This window comes from Acidovorax sp. GBBC 1281 (assembly GCF_028473645.1).
Lineage (GTDB): Bacteria > Pseudomonadota > Gammaproteobacteria > Burkholderiales > Burkholderiaceae_C > Paracidovorax.
In genome coordinates, this window is sequence record NZ_CP097269.1 from 4657454 (window position 1) to 4671577 (window position 14124).

The window sequence follows — 14124 nt, forward strand, 5'->3', positions numbered from 1 at the left end:
CTTGCAGTTCGTGCCATTTATTTTCGCGGCTGCGCTTGACGGCCGTGCCCCTTGCTTTGAAGCCGAATTGGCTCAGTGCGGATAGCAAAAAGCCCCTGATTTTTGCAAGAAAGTAACGCAACTATCGCGCAATTTTTTTCACCGTTGACAGGAAATTTTTTCTGACTTTCCGCACAGCGGATATATGATCGCGGCCATTTCAATGTAGTGGCCCGGTCCGCGGGCCTGCCAAACATGACCCGCCGCGTCACGATCCAAACGCCCCTGGGAGGGCAGCTGCAGTTCCGGCAGCTGCAGGGCAAGGAAGCCATCAGCCAGTTGTTCTGCCTCGACCTGGATTTGTTGAGCGACAGCAAAAGCATCGACCCGAAGGCGCTACTGGGCAAGAACGCCACGGTCGTGGTGGAAACGCAAGGTGGCGGTCGGCGCTACCTGGACGGCATCGTCACCCGCTTCGGCATGCAGGGCGAGGACCACCGGTATTACTCTTACCGCCTGCGCCTGCAGCCCTGGCTGTGGCTCGCCACCCGCAAGACCGATTTCAAAATATTCCAGAACAAGACCGCGCCGGAGATCGTCGAAGAGGTCTTGGGCAAATACGGCTACCCCCTGCAAAAGAAGCTCACCCGCAGCTACCGCAGCTGGGACTATTGCGTGCAATACGGCGAGAGCGATTGCGACTTCGTGTCCCGGCTGCTGGAGCACGAAGGGGCGTACTACTACTTCGAGCATGCGGCCGGCCAGCACACCCTGATCCTGGCCGACGACATCGTCGCCTCGCACAGCCCGCTGCCGGGGGCGGCGGTCATCCCGTTCTATCCCCCGGAGAAGGCGGCGGTCGCCGACAAGGAAAACATCCATGCCTGGGAACTGCACCAGGCCATCCATTCAGGCCGGCACTACAACGACGACTACGACTTCCAAAAACCCCGTGCCGACCTGTCCAACATGCGCCAGACCCCGCCGGGGCACGCGCACGACGCCCACGAAGTCTACGAATGGCCGGGCGGCTACACCCAGTTCGGCGACGGCGAGGCCTATGCCCGCGTGCGCCTGCAATCGAGCCTTACCGGCCAAAGCACCGTCAAAGGCCAGTCGCGCCACCGGGCGCTCGCCACCGGCTACACCTTCACCCTGGAGAACTACCCGCGGGAAGACCAGAACCAGCAATACCTGCTGACCGGCATCGAATACCACTTCAAGGAAAACCCCCAGGTCAGCGCCGCCGCGCCCGGCCCCAAGGGAGCGCCGCAGGAAGAAGGGTCTTTCCAGAAGTTCACCTTGCAGGCCCAGCCTACCAGCCTGCCGTACACCCCCGAGCGCACCACGCCGAAGCCTCGCACCACCGGCCCGCAGACCGCCGTGGTGGTGGGCCCGCCGGGTGAAGAAATCTGGCCCGACCAGTACGGCCGCGTGAAGGTGCAGTTCCACTGGGACCGCATCGGGGCGATGAACGAGAACTCCAGTTGCTGGGTGCGGGTATCGAGCAGCTGGGCGGGCTCTGGATTCGGGGCCGTCTTCATTCCCCGGATCAACCAAGAAGTGGTGGTGGATTTCCTGAATGGCGACCCGGACTATCCGATCATCACCGGCTGCGTCTACAACGCCGACAACATGCCGCCGTGGGCGCTGCCGGGCAATGCCACGCAATCAGGAATCAAGACCAAATCCAGCAAGGGTGGTGCCTTCGGCGACGGATTGAAGAACGGCGCGGGCGATGCCAACGCCATCCGCTTCGAGGACAAGGCCGGGGCCGAGCAGCTGTGGCTGCATGCGCAGAAGGACCAGCTGTCCGAGGTGGAAAACGACGAGGACCGTTGGATCGGCCACGACCTGCGCACCGTGGTGGACCACGATGAAACCCGCACGGTGCACCACGACCGTGTGACCACCATCGACCACGACGAAACCCAGACTGTCCACAACGACCGCCAGCGGCGCGTGGACCACAACGAAACCCTGTCCGTGGGCGACAACCGCCAGCGGGACGTGGGCATCGACGAAACGGTGCGCATCGGCAAGAACCGCACCAAGACCATCGGGCGGAGCGAAGAGGACGACATCGGCCGGGACTGGACGATCCAGGTGGGCTCCCACAAGAAGGAAACCGTGGGCAAGACCTACCGCGAGACCACCGGCCTCGCGAAGCTGATGAACATCGGCATGGCCTACAGCCGCAACGTGGGCATGGCGATGAACTCCCTGGTCGGCATGCTCCAGGCCAGCGAAGTCGGCCTGCAGAAAAAGCTGTTCGTCGGCCAGGGCTACACCGCCAGCATCGGCCGATCGTTCGAACTGAAAGTGGGCGAACGCAAGACGGAAACCGTTGGCCAGGTCTCCATCCATTCGAGCGGCGACCACCTGGAGCTCGCGTGCGGCCAGGCCCGGATCGTGCTGAAGGCCGATGGCGGCATCTACCTCAAGGGCGCGCACATCGAACTGCAGGGCGACAGCGGCATCCATGGCGACGCCGGCACCATCCAGTGGAATTGCGGCGCCAGCCAGACCCCGCCGGCGGCCCCGGCGGGCGGCGATGGCGCAGGCAACGCGGACAGCGCCGCCAGTGCCGGATCGCCCGGCAAGACACCCGGCTTCGCCGGGCAGGCCGCAGCATCCGCCAGGGCGGCCGCGCCAGGCGCCCCACCCGCGTCCGTGCTGGCCAAATCGGCGTTCTGACCGCGCCAGTCACGCAACGTGGCAGGGCCGCGGGCAAGCCACGGCGCCCGTGCCCCCGCACCCACCCCATATCAACCGATACCCCCGAAGCGAGACCCCATGGGCAAGCCAGCAGCGAGACAGACAGACCTGACGAAGAAGGGAGGCCCCATCGTGCAGGGCTCGCGCACGGTGCTGATCGGCACCAGCGGGGGCGTGGCCTGTTCGGCCTGCCCGGGGGGCGTCACCGAAGGCCACCCGGTCAATCCGCTGCTGGGCGCCAAGGTGCTGCCGGGAGAGCAGGACTTCGCCCTGCCCGGCCCCCTGCCGTTTGCGCTGACGCGCTCGTACTCCAGCCACCAGAGCCCGCAGCCGGCCCCCGTGGGGCTGCTGGGGCCGGGGTGGTGGCTGCCGGGTGAGGCCAGCCTGGCCCATGTGCCCGGCGATGGCGATGGCGATTCGCCCGGCGCGCTGCGCCTGCACGACGGGCGCGGGCGCTGCATCGAATTCGAGCCGCTGGCGCCCGGCGAGATCGCCCACAGCGCCAGCGAAGGGCTGTGGCTCGTGCGCTGCGGCACCGGGCACCTGCCAGGGGCCGCCCAGGGCGGCCACGCGGCCCGCCTGGCGGGTATTTGGAATGCGCTGCCCGCGGTCATCCGGGCCGACGCCCGCATCACGGTGGCGACCGCTTCCCCCCTGGGCCCGTGGTGGGTGTTCGCGCCAGCGAGCGCCGGCGTTGCGGCCACGTCAGCAACGGCAGCAACTGCAGTGGCGGGGACCGCAGGGGCCGGCGTCAGTCACCGCGACACGCTGCACGGCCTGTGCGACCGCTTCGGCCGCGTGCAGCGCCACGAGCACCATGCCGACGGCCCCTTCGCCGGCCATCTGCACACGGTCACCGATGGCGCGGGCCGCCGCTACCGCTTCGAACTGGAGCGCATCGCGCCGGCCACCCTGGCCACCCCGCCCACCCACGGCTGGGGGCCGGATGCCGGCGTGCGCCTGGTGGCCGTGCTCCTGGAGGCCGACCCCCACCAGCCGCGCGAGGGGCTGCCCCTGGCCCTGGTGCGCTATGCCTACACCGTGCGCGGCGAACTCGCCCGCGTGATCGACCACGCGGGCCGCACCGTGCGCCAGTTCGACTACGCCGATGCCGCCCACCCCGGCCGCATGACGGGCCATGCCCACGCCGGCCGGCCCATGACGCGCTACACCTACGACGCACTCGGCCGCGTCATCTCCCAAACCACCCAGGTCTCCCAGACCACGCCCCACGGGCTGGACCTGCACTTCGACTACACCCCGCTGCCCGCCGACGCCGCCGCCACCCCGCCCCTGCCCGAGCGCGCCAGCACCCTCGTCACCGACGGCCTGGGCCGCCAGCGGCGCTACGTCTTCTCCGGCCAGGCGGGCCTGGCCCGCGTGGCCGAGCGCATCGAGGCCGACGGCGCCCGCTTCGCCTGGCGCCACGACAGCGCCGGCCGCCTGCTGGAGCGCACCGATACCCTGGGCCGCGGCGTGCGCCACGACATCGATGCCGCCACCGGCCTCGTCGTGGGCATCACCGAGGTCGGCACCACCGGGGCGGCCGGGCGCACCCAGCGCATCGAGCGCGATGCGCTGGGGCTGCCCCTGCGCCACCTCGCCAGCGCCCCCGAGGGCCCGGGGGGTGAGCCGCTGGCCTCCGCCTGGCTCCACGATGCCTGGGGCCGGCTCCTGGAGCACACCGACGCGCTGGGCCAGGTCACGCGATACCGCTACCCGGAGATGCCTGCGGCCGATCTCCCTGGCCAGCCCGATCTCCCTGATCTGCCCGACCTCCCCGACCTCCCCATCGCCATCACCGATGCGCGCGGCGGCACCACGGCGCTGCAATGGAACGCCCTGGGCCTGCTGGCCCGCCGCACCGACTGCAGCGGCCGCACAACCCGCTGGCAGTACGACGCCTGGGGCCGCACCACGCGCGTGCAGGGCGAGGAAGGCTGGCAGCAGCGCACGGCCTACGACGACGCCGGCCGGCCCATCGAGACGGCCGATGCGCTGGCCCGCACCACCCGCTACCGCTACGCCCCGGACAGCGGCGATCTGCTGGCCGTCGATCACCCGGGCGGGCTGCACGAGCGCTTCACGCACGATGCCTGGGGCCGTGTCGTTTGCTATCAATACGGTAGCAGCGAGGGCAATCAACACCCCGGCGTGGGCACTGAAACACTTCAAACAGCCTCCCTGCTCGCCCAGCACTACCGCTACGACGCAGCCGGCCGCCTGGTGGAGCTGCACAACGAGAACGCCAGCGTCCACCGCTTCACCTACGACGTGCGCGACCGGCTCGTGCAGGAAACGGGCTTTGACGGCCACGCCACCCGCCATGCCTACGATCGGGCCGGCCAGCGCACCCGCACCGAGGACGCGCGCCACGCCATCGCCTACCAGTGGAGCGAGGCGGGGATGCTGCTGGCTCGGGTGATCACGCCGGTCGCCCGCGATACAGGCCCGCCGCTGGAACAGGCCGCAGCGCTGCCGGAGCCCGGCGGCGCCAGCGAGGCCGCCCCGATCATCGAGTGGTTTGAGCACGACGGCGCCGGGCAGCTCGTGGCCGCCCACCACCACACGGCCATGCAGCGCCACCGCGTGAGCGTGCACCTGCGCCGCGACCGCCTGGGCCGCATCCTGGGCGAGCGCCAGGAGGTGCATTCCCTGGACGGCGCCCTGCTGTGGCGCCACGAGAGCGCCCACGCCCTGGAGGCGGGCGGCGCCCCGGCGCAGGCCGACCTGCCGGGCCTGGCCCCGCTGCAGTGGCTGACCTACGGCGCGGGCCATGTGCACGGCCTGCTGCTGGACGGAGAACCCCTGCTGCACATCGAGCGCGACGGCCTGCACCGCCCCGTGGCCCTGGACTTCGGCGCCAGCCGCACCCGCTACAGGCGCGATGCGCTGTCGCGCCTGCAGGCGATGGCCGTCGGGCGCATCGAGGGCTCCACGGCCCTGGCCCCGGACCACGCGGGCATGCCCGGCCTGGCCTCGCTGGCCCGCCAGCACCACTACGACGCGGCCGGCCGCCTGGCCCGCATCGATACGCCGCACGGCGCTTTGCTGCACGCCTACGACGCAGCAGGCCGCCTGGCCGCCACGCAGTGGCCGGGCGAGCAGGCGCAGCACTACCGCTACGACCCGGCCGGCAACCCCTGGGCGCCCCAGGCCGGCGCCCCGGCAGGCGACCCCCAAGACTGGGCGAGCGAGGTGCGCCGCCAGTTCCACGACCCGGCCTTCGACCTGCTGCGCCAGGACGCCCCGCCCCTGCCCGGCCACCCCCGCGACCGATGGCCCGACAACCGCGTCCTGGCCCATGGCCCCTGGCGCTACCGCTACGGCCCCTGCGGCAACCTGCTGGAGAAGACCCATGCCGACGGCCGGCAATCCCACCGCCTGCACTGGGACCACGCCCAGCGCCTGATCGCCCACGAGCAGCACGACGGCGCCACCGGCCAGCGCATCCGCCGCGTGCACCACTACGATGTGTTCGGGCGGCGTATGGCCACCCGCATCGAGCGCATCGCAACCGACGGACAGGTGGCCCACACCGAGATGCGCTGCCACGGATGGCAGGGCGATGCCCTGACCCTCACCGAACTGCGCGAGCCCGAGCGCCCCCAGGACACCCGCCGCATCCACACGCTCTACGCCCCCGGCTCCTTCCTGCCCCTCGTGCGCATCCAGACCCGCGCCCACGCCGAGCCGCCCACCCTCGCCCAGCTGTTGGGCGCCGCCGACGCGGGCGAGCGAGAACAGCCCGAAGCCCTGCTCGCGCTGCAGGAGGAACTGCGCCACGGCGCCAGCGAGGCAACCCGCCGCCACCTGCAATCCATGGGGCTGGATGCGGACCGCCTGCAAACCCAGTTGCGCGGCGAGGGGGCACAGATCACCCATCTGCACCTGTACCACTGCGACCACCTGGGCACCCCGCTGGCGCTCATCAACCTCCAAGGCCGCATCGACTGGCATATCCAACTGGACCCCTGGGGGAACACGATCACCGAGCACAACCCGCTCAACCTGCACCAGCCCATTCGCATGCAGGGCCAGCACGATGAGGGCGAGGGGGCATCGCTCTTCTATAACCGGCACAGGTATTACGACCCCAGCCTGGGGCGGTATGTCTCGCAAGACCCGATTGGGTTGGCGGGTGGGGTTAATGGCTATGCTTACGCAAGTAATCAGCCAGCACTAAAAACCGACGCACTTGGACTAATAGATATATATGTAGGCGGTTTTGGCGATGCCAATACAGGCATCGTAAAAAATTACGCAGCCAATCAGCCAAACTCCGCATATTTCGAATACTGGCAGAAACGAGACATTCTCAAATTTATTGAAACCCAGCCACCTGATGAGCCAATTAACCTCATTGGACACAGCTATGGAGGAGACACCGCGGCATGGGTAGCGTTAGAGTCTTGCAAGCCAATTAACTCTCTCACCACGATCGACCCAGTCAGCCGTTTCAAGCCTGATTTTAATAAAGTAAAAGAAAAAGCAGGCAATTGGATAAATGTGAATGCAGACCCATCCATATCAAACCGCTCCGACACCATTGCACAAATTGGCGGAAAATGGGGTAATGGTCCGGATGGACTCGCAGATGAGTTTTACACAGTAAAAACCAATCATGAAAATTTTCCAGGAATGATGCATGCAATTAAATAAATGCACAACAACTCTTATTGCTCTCATTTTACTTTGCGCCTCAAGTGCAAACGCCATGAATGTAGAGACGGCTTTTTTTTCATTCAACATAAACCCCGAATTAAAAATCGAAAATGATGAAGAAAAGCGAATAATACTCTACAACAACAAAAATGATGCATTTGACCCGTTCATTAGTATCGAATACACCAAAAAAGAACCTCGCAAAACAATGATCAGCCAAGAAGATATCTGCAGCAGCGCAGCCATAAGATTGATCAACGAAGCCAATGGGAAAAACCCCTCTCCAAAAATTACACAAACAACAAAAGAAAAAAAATATCTTTATACAGCAACACTAGAGCCATCCGAAAAAACATATGCCACGATAACATATTATTGCGATGATCAAATTGAGATATACATTGGAATCTCCTCACCAACATCAAAGCAAATAGTCAATGATCTTCAATCCAATATAATAGAGACAATGAAATTCAAAAAATACCCAAAAACTCCATAACATTTAATCAAGCAGCAAACGCCACAAAAAATAATCGCGAGTTTTTTCTTCCCGCCATCCTCCTCCGCATACCCCATGGGCAAGCCAGCAGCGAGACAGACAGACCTGACGAAGAAGGGAGGCCCCATCGTGCAGGGCTCGCGCACGGTGCTGATCGGCACCAGCGGGGGCGTGGCCTGTTCGGCCTGCCCGGGGGGCGTCACCGAAGGCCACCCGGTCAATCCGCTGCTGGGCGCCAAGGTGCTGCCGGGAGAGCAGGACTTCGCCCTGCCCGGCCCCCTGCCGTTTGCGCTGACGCGCTCGTACTCCAGCCACCAGAGCCCGCAGCCGGCCCCCGTGGGGCTGCTGGGGCCGGGGTGGTGGCTGCCGGGTGAGGCCAGCCTGGCCCATGTGCCCGGCGATGGCGATGGCGATTCGCCCGGCGCGCTGCGCCTGCACGACGGGCGCGGGCGCTGCATCGAATTCGAGCCGCTGGCGCCCGGCGAGATCGCCCACAGCGCCAGCGAAGGGCTGTGGCTCGTGCGCTGCGGCACCGGGCACCTGCCAGGGGCCGCCCAGGGCGGCCACGCGGCCCGCCTGGCGGGTATTTGGAATGCGCTGCCCGCGGTCATCCGGGCCGACGCCCGCATCACGGTGGCGACCGCTTCCCCCCTGGGCCCGTGGTGGGTGTTCGCGCCAGCGAGCGCCGGCGTTGCGGCCACGTCAGCAACGGCAGCAACTGCAGTGGCGGGGACCGCAGGGGCCGGCGTCAGTCACCGCGACACGCTGCACGGCCTGTGCGACCGCTTCGGCCGCGTGCAGCGCCACGAGCACCATGCCGACGGCCCCTTCGCCGGCCATCTGCACACGGTCACCGATGGCGCGGGCCGCCGCTACCGCTTCGAACTGGAGCGCATCGCGCCGGCCACCCTGGCCACCCCGCCCACCCACGGCTGGGGGCCGGATGCCGGCGTGCGCCTGGTGGCCGTGCTCCTGGAGGCCGACCCCCACCAGCCGCGCGAGGGGCTGCCCCTGGCCCTGGTGCGCTATGCCTACACCGTGCGCGGCGAACTCGCCCGCGTGATCGACCACGCGGGCCGCACCGTGCGCCAGTTCGACTACGCCGATGCCGCCCACCCCGGCCGCATGACGGGCCATGCCCACGCCGGCCGGCCCATGACGCGCTACACCTACGACGCACTCGGCCGCGTCATCTCCCAAACCACCCAGGTCTCCCAGACCACGCCCCACGGGCTGGACCTGCACTTCGACTACACCCCGCTGCCCGCCGACGCCGCCGCCACCCCGCCCCTGCCCGAGCGCGCCAGCACCCTCGTCACCGACGGCCTGGGCCGCCAGCGGCGCTACGTCTTCTCCGGCCAGGCGGGCCTGGCCCGCGTGGCCGAGCGCATCGAGGCCGACGGCGCCCGCTTCGCCTGGCGCCACGACAGCGCCGGCCGCCTGCTGGAGCGCACCGATACCCTGGGCCGCGGCGTGCGCCACGACATCGATGCCGCCACCGGCCTCGTCGTGGGCATCACCGAGGTCGGCACCACCGGGGCGGCCGGGCGCACCCAGCGCATCGAGCGCGATGCGCTGGGGCTGCCCCTGCGCCACCTCGCCAGCGCCCCCGAGGGCCCGGGGGGTGAGCCGCTGGCCTCCGCCTGGCTCCACGATGCCTGGGGCCGGCTCCTGGAGCACACCGACGCGCTGGGCCAGGTCACGCGATACCGCTACCCGGAGATGCCTGCGGCCGATCTCCCTGGCCAGCCCGATCTCCCTGATCTGCCCGACCTCCCCGACCTCCCCATCGCCATCACCGATGCGCGCGGCGGCACCACGGCGCTGCAATGGAACGCCCTGGGCCTGCTGGCCCGCCGCACCGACTGCAGCGGCCGCACAACCCGCTGGCAGTACGACGCCTGGGGCCGCACCACGCGCGTGCAGGGCGAGGAAGGCTGGCAGCAGCGCACGGCCTACGACGACGCCGGCCGGCCCATCGAGACGGCCGATGCGCTGGCCCGCACCACCCGCTACCGCTACGCCCCGGACAGCGGCGATCTGCTGGCCGTCGATCACCCGGGCGGGCTGCACGAGCGCTTCACGCACGATGCCTGGGGCCGTGTCGTTTGCTATCAATACGGTAGCAGCGAGGACAATCAATCCAAAGGCACAGGCACTGAAGCACCTCCACCCCTCACCCCGCGACCCGAGAACTGCCGCGACGACGCTGCCCGTTGGGTACTACGTAACGGCTTTGTTGCACAAATCGCGATGCTGATGCCCGTAGACTGACTGCGTGACAGAGACGAAGAACAGGCAGCGGAGCAAGTACCGCACGACGAACTGGAAGGCGTACAACGCGGCGCTGAAAGCGCGAGGCTCGTTGACGATGTGGCTAGATGAGGGCATGCAGTGGTTTGGCACGCCGACCGGCAGGCGTGGACGCAGCCGAACCTTCTCGGACGCAGCAATCCAGTTCTGCCTGAGCATCAAGTGCCTGTTCGGCCAGCCCTTGCGACAGGCGCTGGGCATGGTGCAGAGCCTGCTGCGGCTGGCAAAGCTGGACTGGCCGGTACCTGACTTCAGCACTGTTTGCCGGCGCCAAAAGACCTTGCAGGTCGAACTGAGCTACCAGCGAACCAACTCGCCGCTGCAGTTGCTGGTGGACAGCACCGGCATCAAGTTCCTGGGCGAAGGAGAGTGGAAACGCAAGAAGCATGGTGCTGAATACCGGCGCGAATGGCGCAAGGTCCATCTGGGCATCGACGCGCAGACGCTGGAAATACGCGCCATCGAGGTGACCAGCAACGCCATTGGGGATGCGCCGATGTTGCCCGGGTTGCTGGCTCAGATTCCCACTGACGAATCCATCGAAAGCGTCAGTGCCGATGGCGCCTACGACACGCGCGCCTGCCTGGACGCCATTGCCGAGCGGCACGCGATGGCGGTGATCCCGCCCCGCAAGAACGCCAGCCATTGGAAGAAGTCGAGTCCGGGCTCGGCGCATCGTAATGAGGCCATTCGGGCGTGCCAGCGCCTGGGTCGCGGCATTTGGAAGAAGTGGAGCGGCTACCACCGGCGCAGCCTTGTGGAGACGAAGATGCACTGCTTCAAGCGACTGGGCGAACGGGTGATCGCGCGCACGTTCGACCGCCAGGTTGTGGAGCTGCATGTCCGCGTGGCCTTGCTCAATCGGTTCAGTCAGATCGGCCGTCCTCACACCGTGTCGGTGACTGCTGTGGCATAGGTCCGTCTGGGGTTGGGGTCATGCCGTCTGCAATTCGATTTGTGCAACAGCGCCCCGGGAACCTCTCAAAACCCATCCGGTCCCTTGTTGATCGAGAATGCGTGCTCCATCCTTTGCCATGATCACTCCCCGTAGCGCCCTGAAGTTCGACCTGTTCGCTGAGGCCTCGCGCCAACACAAGAGAGATGAGGTGGGCGATCCGCTGCAGGTGATCGCGCGGCACATCGACTTCGCAGAACTGGCCCGGCTGGTGGATGCCTTGATCGAACGCGGGGGTGGCCGCCGGGGCGGTCGGCCCGCCTACCCCACCGAGGTGATGGTGCGCATCCTGGTGTTGAAGCGGCTGTACAACCTGTCCGATGAGCAGATGGAGTATCAGTTGCTGGACCGGGGGAGCTACCAGCGGTTTTGCCTGTTGCAGGATGCGATGAACGTGCCGGACCGCAACACGATCTGGCGCTTTGGCGAGCGCCTTGGCGTGGGCGGGGCAACGGCCTTGTTCCAGGGGGTGGATGCCCAACTGCAGCGCCACGGCTACATCGCCCGGGGCGGGCAGGCCATTGATGCCACGCTGGTGCCCGCGCCCCGACAGCACATCGGCCAGCAGGAGCGGCGAACGCTGGCACAAGGCGGGCAGCCGGACTGGAGCCAAGCGCGACGCAGGCAAAAGGATGTGGAGGCCACGCACACGAAGAAGCACGGCAAAAGCCACTTCGGCTACAAGCTCAGCGTGAGCGTGGACCTCAAGCACGGCTTCATCCGCCGCCTCGCCACGGGCACGGCCAGCGAGCACGACGGGCACCACTTCGATGAGGTGCTGGACATGCACAACACCGGGCGGGCAGTGCATGCGGACAAAGCCTACCCGAGCCGCCAAAGGTGCCAGATGCTGAAAGTGCTGGGATTCGTGGATGCGATGCAGCGCCGTGCGCAGGCGGGCCGACCACAGAGCGAATGCCAGAAGGGGCGCAACCAGCGCATCGCAAAGAAACGAGCCAAGGTGGAGCACGTGTTCGCCGGTATCCGCCACCTGGGGGGCAAGTTCGTGCGCACCATCGGACAGGCGCGCGCCACGGTGGGGATGACGATGATGGCCGCCTGCTACAACATGAAGCGACTGGCCTGGTTCCTGCATCGGGGCGTGGATGCTTTCTTCAAGCCCGCCACTGGCAAGGCACAAGTGCGCCTGCAAACGGTGAAAGCCTGAGCCACCGGGCCTGCAAGGCCCCTCATGCACCCAGGCGCAGACCGTTGCTGGGCCTCATCACGCTCAAACGGCTACTGGCGCCCACTCCTCCCTATTCGGATTCGTCAAACATGGGGTTGTGAGAGGCTCCCAGCCCTTTCACTCACCGCATTGATTTTTGAGGTTTCCCTGTTTTTATCGATGCTGCAGAAACAAGGAGTGCGTCTGCCTGAAAAAGAGACCAGCACTTTCTTCCTGCTTTTTTCCCTGCGCCCTTATCGCCGACGTTCGGAACGCATTCGCGTTCGGATGGCTCAACGCAAGGTGGGTATTTTTCTCCTGTCGTTTGCCAGTTTTTTTGGCTGCTGGGCAGGATTTAACGCTGCGGCCTCTATTGCACCCGGCCAACTGAGCCGCATCGTGGTCTCCGCAATCGTTTTTGAATTCGACGCAGCGCCCGCCAACCGATGCGCGCTCACCCCGACGGAACGGTTGAAGGTGCAGCGCGACGAGCCCCTCGTCAAGGCTCTTTTTCTGGCAGGCACCCAGGACAAGGCCATTCTGGCGGAGCGGCAAAAGAATCTCTTCAAGCCCATCCAGTTCAAGGGTTTCCGCGCCCGGGCAGAAGAAGAACGAGGGCTGTCCCTGCAACGACGGTAGCATGCCATGCTTCGGCGTGAGGCATGCGCTTCCTCACTCCATTGGGCAGGCCGGCTCGCGCACAGCGACATGGCCATGGCTGTTCGGCATATGGGCAGATGCAGCGCATTGCCGCACTGGAACGCGGCGGCCGGCTGGTCGATCCGCAAGGCCTGGCACCGGCCTGGGACTGACCCGGCCCGCCCCGTGCCCGGCGGCGGCTATTCCTCGGACGAAAAGCCCGATGCGGCCACCACGGGCGCCCAGCGCTCGCGCTCCTGCGCCAGTTGTCGCGCGAACTCTTCGGGGGTGCTGCTGACGGGCTCGAAGCCCAGCTTGGCCAGCGACTCCACCACGGCCGGATCGCGGATGGCCTGCTGTGCCAGCGCCAGCAGCCGGTCGACCTGCGCTGCGGGCGTCTTGGCGGGCAGGTACAGCCCATAGCTTTCCACGCCGTGGATGCCGGCGAAGCCCTGCTCCTCGAACGTGGCGACATCGGGCAGGAAGCGCGAGCGCCGCGTGTCGGTCACGCCCAGCACGCGCACCCGGCCGGTGGGCAGGTGCGGCAGGCAGTCGCCCACGTGAAGCAGCCGGAGGCGACCTGCCCACCCATCAGGTCCTGCAAGCCCGGGGCTGCGCCGCGGTAAGGCACGTGCGTGAGCTGGATGCCGGCCGCGCGGGCGAACTGGTTGCCCAGAAAGTGCGGCATGGCGCCGGCCGCGGGCGAGGCGTAGCCCTCGGGCTCAGTCCGCGCCTTCGTCCAGTCGGCGAACTGGCGCAGGGTCTTGACCGACTCGGGCACCTTCGGCCCGACCATGAAGCCGCAGGTGGACAGGGCCACCGGCGTCACGGCGATGAAGTCCGTGGCCGGCCGGTACTGCAGGCGCTTGTAGACGTGCGGGTAGATGGTCAGCATGGACGAGGGGCTGAGCACCAGGGTGAGCCCATCGGGCGGCGCGTCCTTGAGCGTGGCCAGGGCAATGCGCCCGCCCGCGCCCACCTTCTGCTCGACCACCGTGGTGGTGCCGGTGCGGCCACGCCACTGCTCGGCCAGGCGGCGGGCCACCACGTCGATCGATCCCCCGGCGGGAAACCCCACCAGGATGCGGGGCACGCCCTGCTGCGCCCGTGCGGGCGCTCCCAGGCCAGCGGCGGCCAGCCCTGCCAGCGCCAGGCCGGCCTGGCGTCGGTTCATCTTCGTCATGCGTT

The 14124-nt window shown here is 66.9% G+C and carries 9 protein-coding genes; 7 read left to right on the forward strand and 2 right to left on the reverse strand.

Annotation, left to right across the window (positions count from 1 at the left end; all coding sequences use genetic code 11):
* Nucleotides 1–234 precede the first annotated feature (234 nt).
* From M5C96_RS21810 to M5C96_RS21840, 7 genes are all read left to right on the forward strand, one after another.
* Nucleotides 235–2676: a type VI secretion system Vgr family protein gene (locus M5C96_RS21810; RefSeq protein WP_272565232.1), complete on the forward strand. Its 2442-nt coding sequence runs from the start codon at nucleotides 235–237 to the stop codon at nucleotides 2674–2676.
* A 99-nt stretch (nucleotides 2677–2775) separates the two neighbouring features.
* A complete protein-coding gene (locus M5C96_RS21815; protein ID WP_272565233.1) occupies nucleotides 2776–7359 on the forward strand; it encodes an alpha/beta fold hydrolase in 4584 nt (1527 codons plus the stop codon).
* Nucleotides 7346–7861 (forward strand): hypothetical protein, encoded by a 516-nt coding sequence (locus tag M5C96_RS21820; RefSeq protein WP_272565234.1) that lies wholly within the window; start codon nucleotides 7346–7348, stop codon nucleotides 7859–7861. Before M5C96_RS21815 ends, M5C96_RS21820 begins: the two co-directional genes overlap by 14 nt.
* 75 nt (nucleotides 7862–7936) lie before the next feature.
* The gene (locus M5C96_RS21825) at nucleotides 7937–10135 is read left to right on the forward strand and encodes a DUF6531 domain-containing protein (protein WP_272565235.1); all 2199 of its coding nucleotides are present in this window, start codon (nucleotides 7937–7939) and stop codon (nucleotides 10133–10135) included.
* A gap of 4 nt (nucleotides 10136–10139) precedes the next feature.
* Complete coding sequence (locus M5C96_RS21830) at nucleotides 10140–11090, forward strand: IS5 family transposase (protein ID WP_272563652.1); 951 nt, start codon at nucleotides 10140–10142, stop codon at nucleotides 11088–11090.
* Nucleotides 11091–11211: 121 nt separating this feature from the next.
* Nucleotides 11212–12297, forward strand: a complete 1086-nt coding sequence (locus M5C96_RS21835) for an IS5 family transposase (protein WP_272569564.1) — start codon at nucleotides 11212–11214, stop codon at nucleotides 12295–12297.
* Between the two features lie 150 nt (nucleotides 12298–12447).
* A complete protein-coding gene (locus M5C96_RS21840; protein WP_272565236.1) occupies nucleotides 12448–12936 on the forward strand; it encodes a hypothetical protein in 489 nt (162 codons plus the stop codon).
* 200 nt (nucleotides 12937–13136) lie between these two features.
* On the opposite strand, the gene M5C96_RS21845 is transcribed toward M5C96_RS21840, so the two are convergent.
* A complete protein-coding gene (locus M5C96_RS21845) occupies nucleotides 13137–13496 on the reverse strand; it encodes a tripartite tricarboxylate transporter substrate-binding protein (RefSeq protein ID WP_272565237.1) in 360 nt (119 codons plus the stop codon).
* The gene (locus M5C96_RS21850) at nucleotides 13442–14119 is read right to left on the reverse strand and encodes a tripartite tricarboxylate transporter substrate-binding protein (protein WP_272565238.1); all 678 of its coding nucleotides are present in this window, start codon (nucleotides 14117–14119) and stop codon (nucleotides 13442–13444) included. Before M5C96_RS21850 ends, M5C96_RS21845 begins: the two co-directional genes overlap by 55 nt.
* Nucleotides 14120–14124: the final 5 nt, after the last annotated feature.

Excerpts from the sequence above, each read along its gene's own strand:
- M5C96_RS21850 (WP_272565238.1), bottom strand. The coding sequence starts at position 14,119 with ATGACGAAGATGAACCGACGCCAGGCCGGCCTGGCGCTGGCAGGGCTG.
- M5C96_RS21825 (WP_272565235.1), top strand. The coding sequence starts at position 7,937 with ATGGGCAAGCCAGCAGCGAGACAGACAGACCTGACGAAGAAGGGAGGC.
- M5C96_RS21815 (WP_272565233.1), top strand. The coding sequence starts at position 2,776 with ATGGGCAAGCCAGCAGCGAGACAGACAGACCTGACGAAGAAGGGAGGC.
- M5C96_RS21820 (WP_272565234.1), top strand. The coding sequence starts at position 7,346 with ATGCAATTAAATAAATGCACAACAACTCTTATTGCTCTCATTTTACTT.
- M5C96_RS21810 (WP_272565232.1), top strand. The coding sequence starts at position 235 with ATGACCCGCCGCGTCACGATCCAAACGCCCCTGGGAGGGCAGCTGCAG.